At 59.7% G+C, this 18,606-nt stretch carries 17 protein-coding genes and 1 tRNA gene; 8 read left to right on the forward strand and 10 right to left on the reverse strand.

All coding sequences use genetic code 11. The annotated features are described in order from the left end of the window. Window positions 1-17 precede the first annotated feature (17 nt). From ACI512_RS28810 to ACI512_RS28845, 8 genes are all read left to right on the forward strand, one after another. On the forward strand, window positions 18-380 hold the full coding sequence (locus tag ACI512_RS28810; RefSeq protein ID WP_236383737.1) for a DUF5064 family protein: 363 nt from the start codon (window positions 18-20) through the stop codon (window positions 378-380). 214 nt (window positions 381-594) lie between these two features. Next, window positions 595-2,103 (forward strand): sigma-54-dependent transcriptional regulator, encoded by a 1,509-nt coding sequence (locus ACI512_RS28815; protein WP_405121447.1) that lies wholly within the window; start codon window positions 595-597, stop codon window positions 2,101-2,103. Between the two features lie 431 nt (window positions 2,104-2,534). Beyond that, a complete protein-coding gene (gcvH, locus tag ACI512_RS28820; protein WP_015885597.1) occupies window positions 2,535-2,918 on the forward strand; it encodes a glycine cleavage system protein GcvH in 384 nt (127 codons plus the stop codon). Between the two features lie 10 nt (window positions 2,919-2,928). After that, window positions 2,929-5,769 carry an aminomethyl-transferring glycine dehydrogenase gene (gene gcvP, locus ACI512_RS28825; RefSeq protein WP_046035285.1) on the forward strand — a complete coding sequence of 947 codons (2,841 nt, stop codon included), beginning with the start codon at window positions 2,929-2,931 and terminating at the stop codon, window positions 5,767-5,769. A 160-nt stretch (window positions 5,770-5,929) separates the two neighbouring features. Then, a complete protein-coding gene (locus ACI512_RS28830; RefSeq protein WP_236378976.1) occupies window positions 5,930-7,306 on the forward strand; it encodes an L-serine ammonia-lyase in 1,377 nt (458 codons plus the stop codon). A gap of 39 nt (window positions 7,307-7,345) precedes the next feature. After that, the gene (gcvT, locus tag ACI512_RS28835; protein ID WP_046035284.1) at window positions 7,346-8,470 is read left to right on the forward strand and encodes a glycine cleavage system aminomethyltransferase GcvT; all 1,125 of its coding nucleotides are present in this window, start codon (window positions 7,346-7,348) and stop codon (window positions 8,468-8,470) included. A gap of 393 nt (window positions 8,471-8,863) precedes the next feature. Continuing rightward, complete coding sequence (locus ACI512_RS28840; RefSeq protein ID WP_007951194.1) at window positions 8,864-9,076, forward strand: cold-shock protein; 213 nt, start codon at window positions 8,864-8,866, stop codon at window positions 9,074-9,076. A gap of 96 nt (window positions 9,077-9,172) precedes the next feature. Further along, complete coding sequence (locus ACI512_RS28845) at window positions 9,173-9,661, forward strand: RDD family protein (protein WP_231807767.1); 489 nt, start codon at window positions 9,173-9,175, stop codon at window positions 9,659-9,661. Window positions 9,662-9,797: 136 nt separating this feature from the next. Here the strand turns inward: ACI512_RS28845 and nadA are convergent, their stop codons facing one another. From nadA to tolR, 10 genes are all read right to left on the reverse strand, one after another. After that, entirely contained in the window at window positions 9,798-10,856 is a 1,059-nt protein-coding gene (gene nadA / locus ACI512_RS28850) for a quinolinate synthase NadA (RefSeq protein ID WP_015885602.1), read from the reverse strand. A 257-nt stretch (window positions 10,857-11,113) separates the two neighbouring features. Next, window positions 11,114-12,400 (reverse strand): OmpP1/FadL family transporter, encoded by a 1,287-nt coding sequence (locus ACI512_RS28855; RefSeq protein ID WP_064054618.1) that lies wholly within the window; start codon window positions 12,398-12,400, stop codon window positions 11,114-11,116. 317 nt (window positions 12,401-12,717) lie between these two features. Continuing rightward, window positions 12,718-12,793, reverse strand: a tRNA-Lys gene (locus ACI512_RS28860). Window positions 12,794-12,856: 63 nt separating this feature from the next. Continuing rightward, entirely contained in the window at window positions 12,857-13,531 is a 675-nt protein-coding gene (gene queC, locus ACI512_RS28865; protein WP_405121920.1) for a 7-cyano-7-deazaguanine synthase QueC, read from the reverse strand. 16 nt (window positions 13,532-13,547) lie between these two features. After that, window positions 13,548-14,195, reverse strand: coding sequence for a 7-carboxy-7-deazaguanine synthase QueE (queE, locus tag ACI512_RS28870; protein WP_025854757.1), 648 nt, complete (start codon window positions 14,193-14,195; stop codon window positions 13,548-13,550). A 164-nt stretch (window positions 14,196-14,359) separates the two neighbouring features. Then, window positions 14,360-15,196: a tol-pal system protein YbgF gene (gene ybgF, locus ACI512_RS28875; RefSeq protein ID WP_046035282.1), complete on the reverse strand. Its 837-nt coding sequence runs from the start codon at window positions 15,194-15,196 to the stop codon at window positions 14,360-14,362. Between the two features lie 6 nt (window positions 15,197-15,202). Then, the gene (gene pal / locus ACI512_RS28880) at window positions 15,203-15,703 is read right to left on the reverse strand and encodes a peptidoglycan-associated lipoprotein Pal (protein WP_003193861.1); all 501 of its coding nucleotides are present in this window, start codon (window positions 15,701-15,703) and stop codon (window positions 15,203-15,205) included. Between the two features lie 57 nt (window positions 15,704-15,760). Continuing rightward, window positions 15,761-17,041 carry a Tol-Pal system beta propeller repeat protein TolB gene (gene tolB / locus ACI512_RS28885; protein ID WP_043205819.1) on the reverse strand — a complete coding sequence of 427 codons (1,281 nt, stop codon included), beginning with the start codon at window positions 17,039-17,041 and terminating at the stop codon, window positions 15,761-15,763. 17 nt (window positions 17,042-17,058) lie between these two features. Further along, complete coding sequence (tolA, locus tag ACI512_RS28890; protein WP_015885608.1) at window positions 17,059-18,132, reverse strand: cell envelope integrity protein TolA; 1,074 nt, start codon at window positions 18,130-18,132, stop codon at window positions 17,059-17,061. Next, complete coding sequence (gene tolR, locus ACI512_RS28895; RefSeq protein WP_161793227.1) at window positions 18,132-18,584, reverse strand: protein TolR; 453 nt, start codon at window positions 18,582-18,584, stop codon at window positions 18,132-18,134. Before tolR ends, tolA begins: the two co-directional genes overlap by 1 nt. Window positions 18,585-18,606: the final 22 nt, after the last annotated feature.

An 18,606-nucleotide genomic window follows, 5' to 3' on the forward strand; every position in this document is an offset into this window, starting at 1 on the left:
GTAGAGGAGATACGCCTATGGCCACCTTTGAACCGGGTCACCTGCACGTTGAACGTCACGCTCTGAACAAGGATGACTACAGCTACAACCTGTGTATCGATTACGAAGTCAGCCAGGACCCCAAGGAAGGCAAGGGCATGCTGTTCAAGCTGCATGGCTCGGTGCAGGGCAAGGACCTCAAGGAAGAGTTCTTCTTGCCCAAGGACCAGGCATTCGACTTTGCCCGGTATGCGATGAACATCGCGCAGAAGTATGGGATGCCGAAGATTGCGGTACTCAATGGCTCGATGCACAAGCAGTACGACCAGATGTTCGAAGATGTGCGGCATCAGTTGGATGTGAAATCGGGTGACCCCATCAAACCTGAACACTTGGAATAACTGGCACAACCTGGCTTCAAATGTGGGAGGGGGCTTTTGTGGCGAGGGAGCTTGCTCCCGTTGGGGTGCGCAGCGCCCCAAATAGCCGACTCCAGCTTCGCTGTCGGACGGGAGCAAGCTCCCTCGCCACAGCAAGCCCCCTCCCACATTTTGATCTCCACCCTCTGCAAGGCATACTTGCTGCCTCTCGCGTCCCAGAATTGTCAGCAGCCCCATGCGTATCCACGTCAGCTTCATCGACCGCGTCGGCATTACCCAGGAAGTCCTGGCCTTGCTCGGTGGGCGCAATCTCAACCTGGATGCGGTGGAGATGGTGCCGCCCAACGTCTATATCGACGCGCCGACCCTGAGCGCCGACGTCCTCGAAGAACTGCGTGACGCGCTGTTCAGCGTGCACGGCGTGCAGGCGGTCACGGTGGTGGACATCCTCCCCGGCCAACGCCGCCACCTGCAACTCGACGCCCTGCTGGCCGCCATGACCGACCCGGTGCTGGCGCTGGACAGCGCGGGCAAGATCCTGCTGGCCAACCCGGCGTTGATCGCTCTGTACGGTCGCGAACCGGCCGGGGAAAGCATCAGCGAGCTGTTCAATGATCCGGTCCTGCTGGAGACCTTGTTGGAACAAGGCTTTCGCTTGCCGTTGCGAGAGATCAGCGTCAACGGCCAGACGCTGTTGCTGGACGCCACGCCGATTACCGACGCCGGCGCGCTGCTGACGCTCTATCAACCCAATCGCATTGGCGAACAACTCTCGGCGTTGCACCACGACCATGCCGAAGGCTTTGACGCGCTGCTCGGCGAGTCCCCGGTCATCCGCACCCTCAAGGCGCGCGCGCAGCGAGTGGCAGCGTTGGATGCACCGCTGTTGATCCAAGGCGAAACCGGCACCGGCAAGGAATTGGTCGCGCGTGCCTGCCACGCCATCAGTGCACGCCACAGCGCGCCGTTCCTGGCCTTGAACTGCGCGGCGCTGCCGGAGAACCTCGCCGAGAGCGAGCTGTTCGGTTATGCACCGGGCGCCTTTACCGGCGCGCAACGCGGTGGCAAGCCAGGGCTGATGGAGTTGGCCAACCAAGGCACGGTGTTCCTCGATGAGATCGGCGAGATGTCGCCGTACTTGCAGGCCAAGCTGCTGCGTTTTCTCAATGACGGCAGCTTCCGTCGCGTCGGCGGCGACCGTGAAGTGAAGGTCAATGTGCGCATCCTCAGCGCCACCCACCGTGACCTGGAAAAAATGGTCAGCGAGGGCACCTTCCGCGAAGACCTGTTCTACCGCCTCAATGTGCTCAACGTTGAAGTGCCGCCGTTGCGCGAACGCGGCCAGGACATCCTGCTGCTCGCCCGCTACTTCATGCAGCAGGCCTGCGCACAGATCCAGCGCCCGGTGTGCCGCCTGGCGCCCGGTACTTACCCGGCGCTGCTCGGCAACCGCTGGCCGGGCAACGTTCGGCAACTGCAGAACGTGATCTTCCGCGCCGCCGCCATCTGCGAAAGCAGCCTGGTCGACATCGGCGACCTCGACATCGCCGGCACCTCGGTGGCGCGCCAGGGCGACGGCGAAGTCGACAGCCTGGAACAGGCCATGGAAGATTTCGAACGCAGCCTGCTGGAAAAGCTCTACACCAGCTACCCCTCGACCCGCCAACTGGCCAGCCGGCTGCAGACCTCCCACACGGCGATTGCTCATCGCCTGCGCAAGTACGGCATTCCCAACAAGCCCTGACTGGCTGGGTGGGTGGATTGAGATCAAATGTGGGAGGGGGCTTGCTCCCGATGGCAGTGTCTCAGTCAGCTAATCTGTAGCTGATACACCGCCATCGGGGCAAGCCCCCTCCAGCATGAGCACATTCCAAACATCGACCGCCTGCCAGGTTTTGGTCTGAGAACGACATCGGCTGTACTGAAAGCGCTACAGCGTAACGATATCGCTACAACCCTGTTTTTTGCGCGCCATGCAAGGCTTTGATCCACATAGGCTTTTTTTCACGCGCACGTGTGTAGCGAAATCGCTACAGCCAACCGTCATCTCGTCATAGCCATTTTTTATAACTCACTGATTTATAAAGACTTAATAACCTTGGCCGCGATATTGCTAAGCAACTCCCCATTATTCCAATCCCGTCCACCAGACGAATCTGGCCCCGAGGAGTTTCCATGAGCGAGTTGCGTTTCACTGAAGATCACGAATGGCTGCGCGCCGAAGCTGACGGCAGCGTCACCGTGGGTATCACCGCTTTTGCGCAGAACGCGCTGGGTGATGTGGTTTTCGTGCAACTGCCGGAGTTGCAGGCCTACGACAAGGGCGCTGAAGCGTCCACCGTGGAATCGGTCAAGGCCGCCAGCGGTGTGTACATGCCGTTGGACGGTGAAGTGCTCGAAGTGAACGACAAACTCGATGGCAGCCCGGAGCTGGTCAACGAAGACCCGATGGGCGAAGGTTGGTTCTTCCGCTTTAAACCGGCTGATGCCAGTGCAGTGGCTAAGCTGTTGGATCAGGATGCGTACGACCGCCTGATCAAAGCCAACGCTGAAGCTTGAGGAGCGCGCCATGACCGTTAATCTGACTACCGCCAACGAATTCATCGCCCGCCACATCGGCCCGCGCCAGGAAGACGAGCAACACATGCTCGCCAGCCTGGGCTTTGACTCCCTGGAAGCCCTGAGCGCCAGCGTGATCCCGGAAAGCATCAAGGGCACCAGCGTGCTCGGCCTGGAAGACGGCCTGAGCGAAGCCGAGGCCCTGGCCAAGATCAAGGCCATCGCCGGCCAGAACCAACTGTTCAAGACCTACATCGGCCAGGGCTACTACAACTGCCACACGCCGTCGCCGATCCTGCGCAACCTGCTGGAAAACCCGGCCTGGTACACCGCCTACACCCCGTACCAGCCAGAAATTTCCCAAGGCCGCCTGGAAGCGTTGCTGAACTTCCAGACCCTGATCAGCGACCTCACCGGCCTGCCGATCGCCAACGCCTCGCTGCTTGACGAAGCCACCGCCGCCGCCGAAGCCATGACCTTCTGCAAGCGCCTGAGCAAGAACAAGGGCAGCAATGCCTTCTTCGCCTCGGTCCACAGCCACCCGCAAACCCTCGACGTGCTGCGCACCCGTGCCGAGCCACTGGGTATTGATGTGGTGGTGGGCGATGAGCGTGAACTGACCGACGTCAGCGCCTTCTTCGGCGCCCTGCTGCAATACCCGGCCAGTAACGGTGACGTGTTCGACTACCGCGCGCTGACTGAGCGTTTCCACGCTTCCAACGCCTTGGTCGCCGTGGCCGCCGACCTGCTGGCCCTGACCCTGCTGACCCCGCCGGGTGAGTTCGGTGCCGACGTGGCCATCGGCAGCGCGCAACGCTTCGGCGTGCCGCTGGGCTTTGGTGGCCCGCACGCGGCGTACTTCTCCACCAAGGATGCGTTCAAGCGCGACATGCCGGGCCGTCTGGTCGGTGTCTCCGTGGACCGTTTCGGCAAGCCGGCCCTGCGCCTGGCCATGCAGACCCGCGAGCAACATATCCGTCGCGAGAAAGCCACCAGCAACATCTGCACCGCCCAAGTGCTGCTGGCCAACATCGCCAGCATGTACGCCGTGTACCACGGCCCCAAAGGCCTGACGCAGATCGCCCAGCGCATTCACCAGCTGACCGCGATCCTGGCCAAGGGCTTGACCGCCCTGGGCCAGAAGGTCGAACAGGAACACTTCTTCGACACCCTCACCCTCAACACCGGTGCCAACACCGCCACCCTGCACGACAAGGCCCGCGCCCAGCGCATCAACCTGCGTGTCGTGGACGCTGAGCGTCTGGGTGTGTCGGTGGACGAAACCACCACACAGGCCGACATTGAAACCCTGTGGGCGATCTTTGCCGACGGCAAGGCCTTGCCTGACTTCGCGGCCAACGTGGACAGCACCCTGCCGGCAGCGCTGCTGCGCCAGTCGCCGATCCTCAGCCACCCGGTGTTCAACCGCTATCACTCCGAAACCGAGCTGATGCGTTACCTGCGCAAGCTGGCCGACAAAGACCTGGCGCTGGACCGCACCATGATTCCGCTGGGCTCGTGCACCATGAAGCTCAACGCCGCCAGCGAAATGATCCCGGTGACCTGGGCCGAGTTCGGTGCCCTGCACCCGTTCGCTCCGGCCGAACAAAGCGCCGGCTACCTGCAACTGACCTCGGACCTGGAAGCCATGCTCTGCGCGGCCACCGGTTACGACGCGATCTCGTTGCAACCGAACGCCGGTTCCCAGGGCGAGTACGCAGGCCTCTTGGCCATTCGTGCCTATCACCAGAGCCGTGGCGAAGAACGTCGCGACATCTGCCTGATCCCGTCGTCGGCCCACGGCACCAACCCGGCCACCGCCAACATGGCGGGCATGCGTGTGGTGGTGACCGCTTGCGATGCGCGTGGCAACGTCGATATCGAAGACCTGCGCGCCAAGGCCATCGAGCACCGCGATCACCTCGCCGCGCTGATGATCACCTACCCGTCCACCCACGGCGTGTTCGAAGAAGGTATCCGCGAAATCTGCGGCATCATTCACGACAACGGTGGCCAGGTGTACATCGACGGCGCCAACATGAACGCCATGGTCGGCCTCTGCGCACCGGGCAAGTTCGGCGGCGACGTGTCCCACCTGAACCTGCACAAGACCTTCTGCATTCCTCACGGCGGTGGCGGCCCGGGCGTTGGCCCGATTGGCGTCAAGTCGCACCTCACGCCATTCCTGCCGGGCCACGCCGCCATGGAACGCAAGGAAGGCGCGGTATGCGCAGCGCCGTTCGGCAGCGCGAGCATCCTGCCGATCACCTGGATGTACATCAGCATGATGGGCGGCGCGGGGCTCAAGCGCGCTTCGCAGCTGGCGATCCTGAATGCCAACTACATTTCCCGTCGCCTGGAAGAGCACTACCCCGTGCTGTACACCGGCAGCAACGGCCTGGTGGCGCACGAATGCATCCTCGACCTGCGCCCACTCAAAGACAGCAGCGGCATCAGCGTAGATGACGTGGCCAAGCGCCTGATCGACTTCGGCTTCCACGCGCCGACCATGTCGTTCCCGGTTGCCGGCACGTTGATGATCGAGCCGACCGAAAGTGAATCCAAGGAAGAACTGGACCGCTTCTGCGACGCCATGATCGCCATCCGCGAAGAAATCCGCGCGGTGGAAAACGGCACTCTGGACAAGGACGACAACCCACTGAAGAACGCCCCGCACACCGCCGCTGAATTGGTCGGTGAGTGGTCGCACCCGTACAGCCGTGAACAGGCGGTATACCCGGTAGCTTCATTGATCGAAGGCAAGTACTGGCCGCCGGTGGGCCGGGTCGACAACGTGTTTGGCGATCGCAACCTCGTGTGTGCGTGCCCGTCGATCGAGAGCTACGCATAACTTAAGGATGTACTGGGTACAAATGTGGGAGGGGGCTTGCCCCCGATAGCGGTGAGTCAGAGACAGATGAGCTGACTGGCACACTTTCATCGGGGGCAAGCCCCCTCCCACAATTGGACCGAGTGCACTCGATAAATAATAAGAAACCGGAGAACAACTCATGTCTTTAAGCGTGTTCGACCTGTTCAAGATTGGCATCGGCCCCTCCAGTTCCCACACCGTGGGCCCGATGCGCGCCGCCGCCCGATTCGTCGAGGGCCTCAAGCGTGACAGCCTGCTGAGCACCACCACCGCCATCAAGGTGGAACTCTACGGCTCGCTCGGCGCCACCGGCAAAGGCCACGGCAGCGACAAGGCCGTACTGCTTGGGCTGGAAGGCGAACACCCGGACACCGTGAATACCGAAACCGTGGCAACGCGCCTGGCGCAGATGCGCAAGGACGGCCGCCTGAATTTACTCGGCGAACAGAGCATCGCGTTCAGCGAGAAAGAACACTTGGCGATGATTCGCAAACCCCTCGCCTATCATCCCAACGGCATGATTTTCCGCGCCTTCGACGCCGCCAATATCCAGATCCGCAGCCGCGAGTACTACTCGGTGGGCGGCGGTTTTGTGGTGGATGAAGACGCCGCCGGCGCCGACCGGATTGTCGAAGACGCCACGCCATTGACCTTTCCCTTCAAGCACGCCAAGGACTTGCTGGGCCATTGCACCACTTACGGGCTGTCCATCAGCCAGGTGATGCTGACCAATGAAAGCGCCTGGCGCCCGGAAGCGGAAACCCGCGCCGGCCTGCTGAAGATCTGGCAAGTGATGCAGGACTGCGTGGACGCCGGCTGTCGCAATGAAGGGATTCTGCCTGGCGGCCTGAAGGTCAAGCGTCGCGCTGCGGCGTTGCATCGCCAGCTGTGCAAGCACCCGGAATCGGCGCTGCGCGACCCACTGTCGGTGCTGGATTGGGTCAATCTGTACGCGCTGGCGGTGAACGAAGAAAACGCCAACGGCGGGCGCGTGGTCACGGCGCCCACCAACGGTGCGGCCGGGATTGTGCCGGCGGTGCTGCATTACTACATGCGCTTTATCCCCGGCGCGAACGAAGACGGCGTGGTGCGCTTCCTGCTCACCGCCGCCGCCATCGGCATTCTGTACAAGGAAAACGCGTCGATCTCGGGTGCCGAAGTCGGCTGCCAGGGTGAAGTCGGCGTGGCCTGCTCCATGGCCGCCGGCGCGCTGTGCGAAGTCTTGGGCGGCAGCGTTTCCCAGGTGGAAAACGCCGCCGAAATCGGCATGGAACACAACCTCGGCCTCACCTGCGACCCGATTGGCGGGTTGGTGCAGGTGCCCTGCATCGAGCGCAATGCGATGGGCTCGGTCAAGGCGATCAATGCGGTGCGCATGGCGCTGCGTGGCGACGGGCAACACTTCGTCTCGCTGGACAAGGTCATCCGCACCATGCGCCAGACCGGCGCCGACATGAAAAGCAAATACAAGGAAACCGCCCGTGGCGGTTTGGCGGTCAACATTATCGAGTGCTGACGCCTAACGGCGCGCCAGCACGTTTTTCAGGAGCTGAATATGTCCACCGAAACCCTGTTGAAAACCCCTCTGCACGCCCTGCACATTGAACTGGGCGCGCGCATGGTGCCCTTCGCCGGCTACGACATGCCGGTGCAATACCCACTGGGCGTCATGAAGGAACACCTGCACACCCGTGATCAGGCCGGGCTGTTCGACGTGTCCCACATGGGTCAGATCCGCCTGACCGGCGCGAATGCCGCCAAGGCCCTGGAAACCCTGGTGCCGGTCGACATCATCGACCTGCCGGTAGGCATGCAGCGCTATGCGATGTTCACCAACGCTCAGGGCGGCATTCTCGACGACCTGATGGTGGCGAACCTGGGCAACGACGAACTGTTCCTGGTGGTCAACGCCGCCTGCAAGGACCAGGATCTGGCGCACCTGCGTCAGCATATCGGCGACCAGTGCAGCATCGAGCCGTTGTTTGAAGAGCGCGCCTTGCTGGCGCTGCAAGGCCCGGCGGCGGTCAAGGTGCTGGCCCGCCTGGCACCGGAAGTCACCCAGATGACGTTTATGCAGTTCGCCTCCCTGCGCCTGCTGGGCGTGGACTGCTACGTCAGCCGTTCGGGCTACACCGGTGAAGACGGCTTCGAAATCTCAGTACCGGCCGCCAACGCCGAAAGCCTCGCCCGCAGCCTGCTGGCCGAGACCGAAGTGCAGGCCATCGGCCTGGGCGCCCGCGATTCGTTGCGCCTGGAAGCGGGCCTGTGCCTGTACGGCCACGACATGAACACCGACACCACGCCGATCGAAGCCAGCCTGCTGTGGGCGATCTCCAAGGCCCGTCGCGCCGATGGCGCACGTGCCGGTGGCTTCCCGGGCGCCGACACGATCTTCACCCAGCAGCAAGCCGGTGTGAGCCGGAAACGTGTAGGGCTGTTGCCACAAGAGCGCACGCCCGTGCGCGAAGGCGCGGAGATCGTCGACGCCGACGGCACAGTGATTGGCAGCGTATGCAGCGGTGGTTTCGGTCCGACCCTCGGCGGCCCGTTGGCAATGGGTTATCTGGACAGCGCATTCATCGCACTGGACACCGAAGTATCTGCGTTGGTGCGTGGGAAAAAGGTGCCACTTCGTGTAAGTAAAATGCCATTTGTACCGCAACGTTACTTCCGTGGCTGATTGACTGTTTCCATAAGTAACGCGGTTGCGTTAACGTGCACTAATCTGTAACGCAACCGCCATAAAACAGTGCACTGTCGATAGTCTTTGTTATAGGGTTCAACCTATAACAAGTGACCAACTCTATCGAATAAGTCTGATCCACAACATTCATACAAGTGTCATTAGCCCCAGCAAAAGCTGGGCTTTTGGCAGGACTTGTTTTTTCTCTGTTAGTTGGCGTAGAGTTTGACCACTGTGTTTGCATGGGTCGCTTGGAACCTGGACCTGGGCAGTAGCTGAAGTAGTTGTGCTACAACCCGTTCGACGTCTCTTACTTTCCTGCAACCCAGCCCAGTACTCTTTCATTCGAAAGGGGCTGTCATTAATTTTTAGCGTCAAAGGAAAGAAGAAATGTCGACACGTCAGAGCGGTACCGTCAAGTGGTTTAACGACGAGAAAGGGTTTGGTTTTATCACTCCAGAAAGCGGTCCGGATCTGTTCGTGCATTTCCGCGCTATTCAAGGCAACGGCTTCAAGAGCCTGAAAGAAGGCCAGAAGGTGACCTTCGTTGCCGTGCAGGGTCAAAAAGGCATGCAGGCTGATGAAGTAATCGCAGAAGCCTGATCCTTCCCTGCGACAAAAAGCCCCTGATGCTGACATCAGGGGCTTTTTTATGCGCGTTTGCTCGTAAAATGGCTTTTTTCATAAGAGAGCCCTGCCATGCCGAAACCCCTGCTGAGCCCCCAAGGCGAGTTCCCCGCCGTTGGCCTGGGCCGTCGCCTGGCAGCGATATTCTATGACTTCCTGTTGTGCACCGCCCTGCTGATTGTCACTGCGTTTATCTACAAGCTGGTCTGGATCGCGTTTGTAGGCGAGGCCAAGATGCGCACCCTCACCGAATCCGGCGCGCTGGACGGCGACCCGTTGCTGTCGACGATTCTGTTGTTTGTGCTGTTTGGCTTCTTTGCCAAGTTCTGGACCCATTCCGGCCAGACCCTGGGGATGCAGGTGTGGGGCGTGCGCGTGCAGAACGCGGACGGCTCGCGGATCAGCCTGTGGCAGGCGCTGTTGCGCTTTGTGGTGGCGATCGCGTCGTGGTTGTGCGTGGGGCTGGGGTTTATCTGGTCGCTGTTTGATAAGCGCAAACGCAGCTGGCATGACATCTATTCGGATACGCAGTTGGTGCGGATTCCTAAGCAGAAGAAATAACGCCCTGACGAGTGGAAATCAACATGTGGGAGGGGGCTTGCTCCCGATAGCAGGGTATCAGTTGCAGATGAGCTGACTGACACTCCGTTATCGGGAGCAAACCCCCTCCCACATTTTTTACTGAGCCCGCCTTGAGTCAGGCGTTGCCGGCGAGTTTAAGGCGTGCGGCCTGGGTGAAATCCAGCATGCGCTTGAGCGGGCGCACCGCCTGCGGGATCACGGACGGCTCGACGAAGATCTCGTTAGTGCCCTCACGCAGGCACTGCAGCGTGCGCTCCAGCGTGTTCATCGCCATCCACGGGCAATGCGCGCAACTACGGCACGCAGCCCCGTTGCCGGCGGTAGGCGCTTCGACGAAGACCTTGTCCGGGCACAGCTGCTGCATCTTGTAGAAGATGCCGCGGTCGGTGGCGACGATAAAGGTCTTGTTTGGCAGGCGCTGGGCAGCCGCAATCAGTTGGCTGGTCGAGCCCACGGCATCCGCGAGTTCGATCACCGCAGTCGGCGACTCAGGGTGCACCAGAATGGCTGCGTCCGGGTACAGCGCCTTCATGTCTTCCAACTGCTTGGACTTGAACTCTTCGTGGACGATGCAGGCGCCGTCCCACAACAGCATATCGGCACCGGTCTGGCGCTGGATGTAGGTACCCAGGTGCTTGTCAGGTCCCCAAATGATGGTTTCACCGTTGTCCATCAGGCTTTCGACGATTTCCAGCGCGCAGCTCGACGTCACCACCCAATCCGCCCGGGCTTTGACTGCCGCCGAAGTGTTGGCATACACCACCACGGTGCGTTCGGGGTGCTGGTCGCAGAACGCCGAGAACTCCTCCACCGGGCAACCCAGGTCCAGGGAGCAGGTGGCTTCCAGGGTGGGCATGAGGATGCGTTTTTCGGGTGTGAGGATCTTGGCGGTCTCGCCCATGAAACGCACACCGGCAACCAACACGGTCTTGGCCGGGTGGGCGGCGCCGAAGCGGGCCATTTCCAAGGAGTCGGAGACACAGCCGCCGGTTTCTTCGGCCAGGGCCTGGATAACCGGGTCGCAGTAGAAGTGGGCAACCAGCACCGCGTCTTGCGCTTTGAGCTCAGCGGCGATGGCGGTACGCAGGCCAGCCTCTTCATCGGCGCTGAGCGCCTTGGGCTGCTTGGCGTCGAGGTGAGCTTGAACCAGAAGGCGTTCGGAAATTTGCGTCATGTTCGCAAGACCTGCAGGCGCCGTTGCGCGAAAGTCGAGTGTACCACCGGCTCTGGAGCCCTTCGGGCGCCGCCGGACGAAGTGATTGTGTTCATCAAGCACGGTTAGCGATGAAGCTGCGCAAGGCTACAGAATATCCAATGGTTTCAAAAGCCTAATCTGGCATTCGCGGGTGCATCCGTCGGTTGTAAAAAAACGGGAAACCCCAAGGCTGGGGTTTCCCGTTTTTACAACCGACGCTGTGCGTTGCGCGAACATCAGAAGCGGTAAGTCACCGACCCACCAAAGCCATCGGCGCTATTTTCATACTTGGCATCGTAGGTGAGGCCTACCTGGGAAAGGTTCTGCCGCACCTTGATCGGCTCTTCCTTGAGGTAGGAATACGCCACATCGAAGGTCAGGTTGTCGACTGGCGTCCAGCCCGCGCCCAGGCTGAAAACCGTGCGATCACCCGTCGGAATCCGCACGGATCGGTCAGTGTTGTTGGTCGGCGTCTGGTCCACCGAAAAACCGGTCCGCAGCACCAGTTCTTTGTTGACCCGATAGGCCGCGCCGATGGCGTGGGACCAGGTGTCATGCCAGTGCTGTTGCTCGGTGATCGAACCCAGGCCGCCGAATTGAGCGGTGAGGCCGGACACACCGTCGTTGTTGATGGTGATCTTCTTCAACTGACTCCAACGCGTGTACGTGCTGCCGAGGTAGAGGGTCCAGTCGTCATTCAGTTGCTGGGTGACCGAGAAATCCACCGACGAAGGGGTTGTCAGGTCCAGGCTGGCGTCATACTTCTGCGGCCCACCGTCAAAGGTATCGGAAATCAGGCCGGACGCATGGGTCTTGCCGCTGAGGTGATACACCACCTGCGAGTGGTAGGTCACCCCGATGCGCGTGTTGTCGAGAGGCTGCACGAGGATACCGGCGTTGAACCCCGCGGCGTTGTCGTTACCCTTGACCTTCACGCTTTCGCTGGCGCCACCACCCAGGGGCACGTTGGAATCCAGCTCGCCGTCGATGCGGTTGAAAGTCGGGCCAAAGCCCACCGACACTTTGTCGTTGAAGGCGTAGCTGACCGTTGGCTGCACGGTGATGACCGACACCTTGCTCTTACTGCCAAAAGCATTGCCCTGGAAGCTGTGCTCATAGTCGGTCACCAGGCCGAACGGCGCGTAGATGCCCAGGCCGAACGCCCAGTGCTCATCGATGGGCGTGACCAAGTAGCCCATCGGCACGGCAATGCCGGGCACCATGTCGCCTTTGTTGGTGCCTGGGTTGTTGGCACCGAACTGCGAGGAACTGGCGTCTTTGATATCGGTTTTGGCATCAAGGTAGGTCGCGCCGAGGCTGACTTCGTTCTTCTTCAAGCGGGACATGCCGGCGGGGTTGCCGAACACCGTACTCGCGTCCTCGGCCGAAGAGGAGCGACCAGCGTAGCCCGTACCCATTGAACTGATGCTTTGTTCATTTAATGCGAAACCACCGGCGAACAGCTGGGTTGAGGCCAGGGAAACGGCAAGCGCCAAGGCGCCTTTAAGAGTTTTGTTATTCATTATTAGGACTCGAATGATGGGGCAGCGATGAGGAAGCTACCAACGTTCGAGCGGGTGTTTTATGAAGAGTTTTTCATTCGCGAAATTGTCGGACAATCCTATGGATTTCAAAGACTTTGGCCGTATTTTTGTCTCCAGCAATGACCTTAAGACCCGATTGTGACCCATGGGTTTTGGCGACAACGGCAGCTTCGCGCAGATACAAAAAAACCCCAGGCTTTCGTTGGCCTGGGGCTCGCTGTGTTTTCAAACAGGCAAAAAAAAACCCGGAAATCCTCACTTGCGTGGGCCTTCCGGATTTTCTAAACCGCCAAAAATGGTGGGTCGTGTGGGATTCGAACCTACGACCAATTGGTTAAAAGCCAACTGCTCTACCAACTGAGCTAACGACCCGCTGTGTGGTGGCGCGTATAATACTGATTTCTAAGGATTATTCAACACCTTATTTGAAATAAATCAGAAATAACGCGTTGGGTCAGCAATTCCGGCGGCTTGGAAGCCTTCTGCACGCAGTCGGCAGCTGTCGCATTTCCCACAAGCACGGCCGTCATCGTCTGCCTGGTAGCAGGAAACAGTCAGCGAGTAATCGACGCCAAGTCCTACGCCAGCCTTCACGATATCGGCCTTGCTCAGGTTTTGCAGTGGCGCCAGGATGCGGAAGCCTTGCCCTTCTACACCGGCCTTTGTGGCCAGGTTGGCCATGCGTTCGAACGACTCGACGAATTCAGGGCGGCAGTCCGGGTAGCCGGAGTAATCCACCGCGTTGACGCCGATAAAGATGTCTCGAGCGTTGAGCACTTCCGCCCAGCCAAGGGCCAGGGACAGGAACACGGTGTTGCGTGCCGGCACATAAGTCACCGGTATGCCTTCGCTGGGGGCTTCTGGCACGTCGATGCTGCTGTCGGTCAGCGCGGAGCCGCCGATGCCTTTGAGGTTCAGGCCGATCACCTTGTGCTCCACCACGCCCATGTCACGGGCGACACGGGCGGCGGCGTTCAGCTCGGCACGGTGACGTTGGCCGTAGTCGAAACTCATGGTGTAGCAGCTGTAGCCCTGCGCTTGCGCCATAGCCACCACCGTAGCGGAGTCGAGGCCGCCGGAGAGCAGGATTACCGCGCTTTTTTGTTCCATGGTGTGTTCAGTCATATCAGCGTCCTGGCTCGTCGTTCCAAAGGTATTTATGCAACTGCAATTGCAGGCGCACCGGTAGATTGTCCGCAACCACCCAATCGGCGAGGTCACGGGCGTTCAAGTCATGGTGGCTTGGCGAGAACAGCACTTCGCCGGCGCGTCGGTCCAACCCGTATTGAATCAGCTTGGAGTTCGCCCAGTCGTAGTCATCGCGCGAACAGATGACAAACTTGACCTGATCGTTGGCCGTCAGCAGCTCGATGTTCTCGTAGCGGTTACGGTGCGCTTCCTTGGAGCCTGGGGTCTTGAGGTCGACCACGCGGCTTACACGGGGATCGACTGCCGAGATATCCAGCGCACCACTGGTCTCCAGGGAAACCTCGTAGCCGGCGTCACACAGCTGCTTGAGCAATGGAATGGCGTTGGGCTGGGCCAGCGGTTCACCGCCGGTTACGCAGACGTAGCGCGGCTTGTAGCCGGCCACCTGCTCCAGGATGTCATCGAGGGTGCGCACGGTGCCGCCACTGAAGGCGTAGGCGCTGTCGCAGTACTGGCAACGCAAGGGGCAACCGGTGAGGCGCACAAAGACTGTGGGCAGGCCGGCCGTTCGCGTTTCACCCTGCAACGAGTAAAAAACTTCGGTAATACGTAATGTGTCTTGCATAGTCGCCACGGGCGTAACAGCTAAACAGGCTGTCCGCCTCCGTCAGGCACTTTAAGGGACCCCGCCAACGCGCAGGCCCCAAAAAGCGTGTTTCATAAAAGGGCGTGGATTCTAACGAAAAAACCCGCGCCAGGCGCGGGTTTCTTCTAAACGGGCTGCTTCGCTTACAAGCGCTGCAGGTCCCGTTGGGCCAACTGGGCAGCCGAGGTACCCGGATATTGGGCCACAACCTGCTGCAGAATGCCTTTGACCTTGTCGGTATGACCCAGGCGGCGTTCTACGTCAGCGAGTTTATACAGCGAGTCCGGCACCTTGGCGTGCTTGGGGTACAGCTGGCTGACCTTGGCAAATGCCTGGCCTGCCCCCTGCAGATCACCCTTTGCCAGGTTGACCTCGCCCAACCAGTATTGGGCGTTGCCCGCGTACTGGCTGTTCGGGTATTTACGCAGGAAAGCGGTAAATGCCTGGCTGGCCTTATCGAAATCCTTGGCTTTGATCAGGTCGAAGGCTGCATCGTAATACAGTTTTTCCTTCGCCGGATCACCCGGTTCGCTGCTCGCGGCAGGGGCTTGGCTTGCCGCCGCAGCCCCCGCTGCTGCACCACCGGCAGCGGCACTGGGCGCGCCACCGGCAGAAGAATTATCAGGAGTTGCGGCAGGTGTAACGCCGGCTCCAATGCGTCGATCAAGATCCTGGTATCGCTCCAGGCCTTCTTGCTTCAGCTGGTTCACTTGGTTCTGCAGAACTTCAATCGCGCCTTGTTGCTGCGCCAGTTGATCCTGCATGCGTTGCAGCTGGTTGAACAGTTCGCCCTGTGCGGAGGGGGCGGACGTAGCCGCCCCCCCAGCATAGGCGCCGTTCGTGCCATAACCCGCTGGCGGATAACTGCTCCCGCTATTGTTATAGCCAGAGTTGCTATCTTCCACAGGAACCGCAGCCCACACCGCGAGCGGTGCGAGACTGAGAGCCAATACAGTTAGAGCACGACGGCACGTTCGCATGACGAATTACTTACGCAGTTCGACGCGACGGTTTTGAGCCCACGACTGTTCGTCGTTGCCAGTTGCAACTGGACGCTCTTTACCGTAGGAAACCAGTTCCAGTTGGCCTGGAGCAACACCTTGCAGTACCAGGTAGCGCTGAACGGCTTTCGCACGACGCTCGCCCAGTGCCATGTTGTACTCACGAGTACCACGGGCGTCAGTGTTACCTTCCAGAACAACGCGAGCGCCGTTAGCTTTCAGGTCCTTCGCGTGAACGTCCAGAGCGCGCATGGCTTCTGGTTTCAGGTCCGAACTGTCGTATTCGAAGTAGAAAGTGGTGATAGCGCGCAGAGCAGCTTCTTCGCTCAGGGAGCCGTCAACTGCACCAGTGTTAGCGCCGTAACCAGCGTTTGGATCAACAGCTGCGCCTTCACCGGCATTGTCGCCGCCTTTAGACGAGCAACCAACGGCTACGGACAGAGCCAGAGCCAGAGCAGCAAACTTACCAAACTTCAGCATTTCCATCGTGAAACTCCTAATGAACCCCAGTGTGTTAAGCAAATCTTTTTTTGTAGCGCCGCGTCAGTTCAGGTAAGGGGACCAGGATGGTTCTCTGACTTCGCCTTGTGCGGTAGGAAGCGGGAGCCTTACGCGTCCATTAATGGACACGAGCATCAAGACTCCCCGGCCCTGCTGGCGGGTGGCGTAGATTACCATGGTGCCGTTGGGCGCAACAGTGGCTGACTCATCAAGGTTGGTATCTGTGAGGATTTTTACGGTTCCGCGCTGCAAATCCTGGGCCGCAACCCGGAAATTAGTGAAACCATCCTGACGGTGAATCATCACCAACGTCTTTTCATCAGCCGAAAGCTTAGGGTTGGCGTTGTAGTTACCGATAAAAGTAACACGCTCCGCACCACCGCCATTCACGTTCGCCTTATAGACCTGCGGCTTGCCGCCTCGGTCAGAGGTGAAGTAGATGGTCGAACCATCCTTGCCCCAGAACGGTTCGGTATTGATACCCGGGCCGCTGGTTACGCGGGAGATCTGGCGCGAAGCCATGTTCATCACGTAGATGTCCGGGTTGCCGTCCTTGGACAGCACGAATGCCAGGCGCGAACCATCCGGCGACCAGGCTGGCGCACCGTTGAGGCCTTCGAAGTTGGTGATCTGCTCACGACGGCCAGTATCAATGTGCTGGACGAAGATACGCGGACGACGCTGCTCGAAAGACACATAGGCAATACGCTTGCCGTCCGGCGCAAAGCGCGGCGACAGGATTGGCTCACGCGATTGCAGCAAGGTCACAGCCCGTGCACCGTCGTAATCCGAGCGCTGCAATGTGTAACGAGTGTTGTCTACGGAAAAACGTTCAGCGGTCACGTACAGCAGACGCGTCGAGAAAGCACCCTTGATACCGGTGAGCTTCTCAAACGACTGGTCCGAGATGTAGTGAGCCATGTCCCGCAGTTGTTCGGCGGTGCCCGACACGCTGCCGGTCAAGACCTGCTGCTCGGTGGCCACGTTGAACAAGGTGTATTGGATTTGCAGGCGACCGCCGGCCGGCGTGATGTTGCCGACCATCAGGTACTGCGCACCCACCGCTTTCCAGTCACGGAACACGACTTCGCTGGCCTGGTTCGGCTGACTGATCATGTTGCCTTTCGGAATCGGCGCGTAGTAGCCGGAGTTGCGCAGGTCGTCGCTGACGATCTGGGCCATGTCGTCCGGCAGCACGCTGCCGCCCTGCCAGCCAAACGGTACAACGGCGATCGGAGTGGCCCGATCGCTACCGCTGGTGACCAGGATGTTCTTTTCATCCGCCGCCGCTATCCCTGCCATACAGCAAATAACGACAAGCATTCCTCGAAGAAGGTTTCTCACAAGGCTAGATCCTCAGGTGTGAATGTCATCTTGAATGAACGATAGGGAGCGAAGTCGCTTGGTTTCATTCCCTGCATCTCGGTCAACCGGCCAATGTTCTTGACCGCGGCAACCGCCGAACTGTCGAACGAACCGTCACCACTGGACTTGGCCACGCTGACCGAAGTCACCGTACCGTCCGGCAACATGCCGATCTGCAGCACTACTGTCATGCCTTTACGCGCCGAAGGTGGACGTGTCCAACCCTCTGCTGCCCGCGCCCGAATCAGGTCGTCGAAACTGCCCGCGACATCATCGCCCTGCTCATCGGCCAAGGCTTGCTGACGCTGAGGCGTGTCGGAAAGCAAATCTGCCAAGGCCTGGGCCTTTTTCTCTTCGGCGGATTTACGCGCTGCTTCCTGGGCCTTTTTCTTGGTGGCGTCGGCGGCAGCTTTCTTCTTCGCGTCGTCGGCGATTTTCTTCTTCGCCTCGTCTGCTTCAGCTTTTTTCTTGGCGTCTTCGGCGGCTTTCTTCTTCGCGTCTTCGACTATTTTCTTCTTGGCGTCTTCAGCGGCCTTTTTCTTGGCCTCTTCTTCAGCAGCTTTCTTGGCTTCTTCTTCAGATTTCTTCTTGGCTATATCAGCCAATTGTTTCTCTTCGGCTTTTTTAGCTTCGGCAGCCTTCTCGGACTTTTTGGCTTCATCAGCCTTTTTCGCCTCGTCGGCCTTCTTGGCTTCGTCTGCCTTTTTCGATTCCTCGGCCTTTTGAGCCGCCTCTTCTTTCTTTTGTTCCGCAGCAGCTTTCACCGCTTCCTGCTCGACCTTCTTCTGTTCCATCTGTTCGACTTCAGTCTGGCGCGCAGCCGACTTCTGGGCCTCACCCGCAATCTTCTGATTGGTCTGGGTGGTGGCCTGGCTTTTCGATTTCAGCTGATACAGGGTCGCCTGCACGATCGGCTTGGCTGGCGGCAGGTCCGGGGTCATGGCAAAGCTGACGAACAGCATGCCAAACACCAGGACGTGCAGGGCAATCGCCCAGACGCTAGGCCAGAAGAAGCTTTCCGAGGCGGACGGCTCTCGCTGTTGCTGCATCAGGGCGCCTCGGTAATCAAGCCAACGTTACCCACGCCGGCCTTCTGCAGCCCGCCCATGGCGCCCATGACAGAGCCGTAGTCGACCGATTTGTCGCCACGGATGAACACCTGGGTGTGCTTGCCGCCTTCGTTGCCGGAGCGAATGATCTTGGTCACGGCATCGGTCATCGCGGGCAAGGTCAGGGCCTTGTCTTGCTGCTTCTGCGTGTCGACTTCGCTGCCAAGGTTCCAGTAATAGGTCTTGTCAGCCTTGATCGAAATGGTCAGGACTTGAGTGTTGTTGTCTTGCGGCAAGGCTTCACTGGAAACCTTGGGCAGATCAACCTTCACGCCCTGGTTGAGCATCGGCGCGGTCACCATGAAGATAACCAGCAGCACCAGCATCACGTCGATGTAAGGCACTACGTTCATCTCGGCGACCGGCTTGCGCTTTTTGCGAGCTCGAGCGATTAAAGCCATTGGGAATTACCTG

Origin of the sequence: Pseudomonas petroselini, from assembly GCF_045037875.1 — a bacterium.
Lineage (GTDB): Bacteria > Pseudomonadota > Gammaproteobacteria > Pseudomonadales > Pseudomonadaceae > Aquipseudomonas > Aquipseudomonas petroselini.

Bases quoted from the DNA above. Each gene is read 5' to 3' on its own strand.
- ACI512_RS28810 (WP_236383737.1), top strand. From the start codon at position 18: ATGGCCACCTTTGAACCGGGTCACCTGCACGTTGAACGTCACGCTCTG.
- ACI512_RS28815 (WP_405121447.1), top strand. From the start codon at position 595: ATGCGTATCCACGTCAGCTTCATCGACCGCGTCGGCATTACCCAGGAA.
- gcvH (WP_015885597.1), top strand. From the start codon at position 2,535: ATGAGCGAGTTGCGTTTCACTGAAGATCACGAATGGCTGCGCGCCGAA.
- gcvP (WP_046035285.1), top strand. From the start codon at position 2,929: ATGACCGTTAATCTGACTACCGCCAACGAATTCATCGCCCGCCACATC.
- ACI512_RS28830 (WP_236378976.1), top strand. From the start codon at position 5,930: ATGTCTTTAAGCGTGTTCGACCTGTTCAAGATTGGCATCGGCCCCTCC.
- gcvT (WP_046035284.1), top strand. From the start codon at position 7,346: ATGTCCACCGAAACCCTGTTGAAAACCCCTCTGCACGCCCTGCACATT.
- ACI512_RS28840 (WP_007951194.1), top strand. From the start codon at position 8,864: ATGTCGACACGTCAGAGCGGTACCGTCAAGTGGTTTAACGACGAGAAA.
- ACI512_RS28845 (WP_231807767.1), top strand. From the start codon at position 9,173: ATGCCGAAACCCCTGCTGAGCCCCCAAGGCGAGTTCCCCGCCGTTGGC.
- nadA (WP_015885602.1), bottom strand. From the start codon at position 10,856: ATGACGCAAATTTCCGAACGCCTTCTGGTTCAAGCTCACCTCGACGCC.
- ACI512_RS28855 (WP_064054618.1), bottom strand. From the start codon at position 12,400: ATGAATAACAAAACTCTTAAAGGCGCCTTGGCGCTTGCCGTTTCCCTG.
- queC (WP_405121920.1), bottom strand. From the start codon at position 13,531: ATGGAACAAAAAAGCGCGGTAATCCTGCTCTCCGGCGGCCTCGACTCC.
- queE (WP_025854757.1), bottom strand. From the start codon at position 14,195: ATGCAAGACACATTACGTATTACCGAAGTTTTTTACTCGTTGCAGGGT.
- ybgF (WP_046035282.1), bottom strand. From the start codon at position 15,196: ATGCGAACGTGCCGTCGTGCTCTAACTGTATTGGCTCTCAGTCTCGCA.
- pal (WP_003193861.1), bottom strand. From the start codon at position 15,703: ATGGAAATGCTGAAGTTTGGTAAGTTTGCTGCTCTGGCTCTGGCTCTG.
- tolB (WP_043205819.1), bottom strand. From the start codon at position 17,041: ATGCTTGTCGTTATTTGCTGTATGGCAGGGATAGCGGCGGCGGATGAA.
- tolA (WP_015885608.1), bottom strand. From the start codon at position 18,132: ATGCAGCAACAGCGAGAGCCGTCCGCCTCGGAAAGCTTCTTCTGGCCT.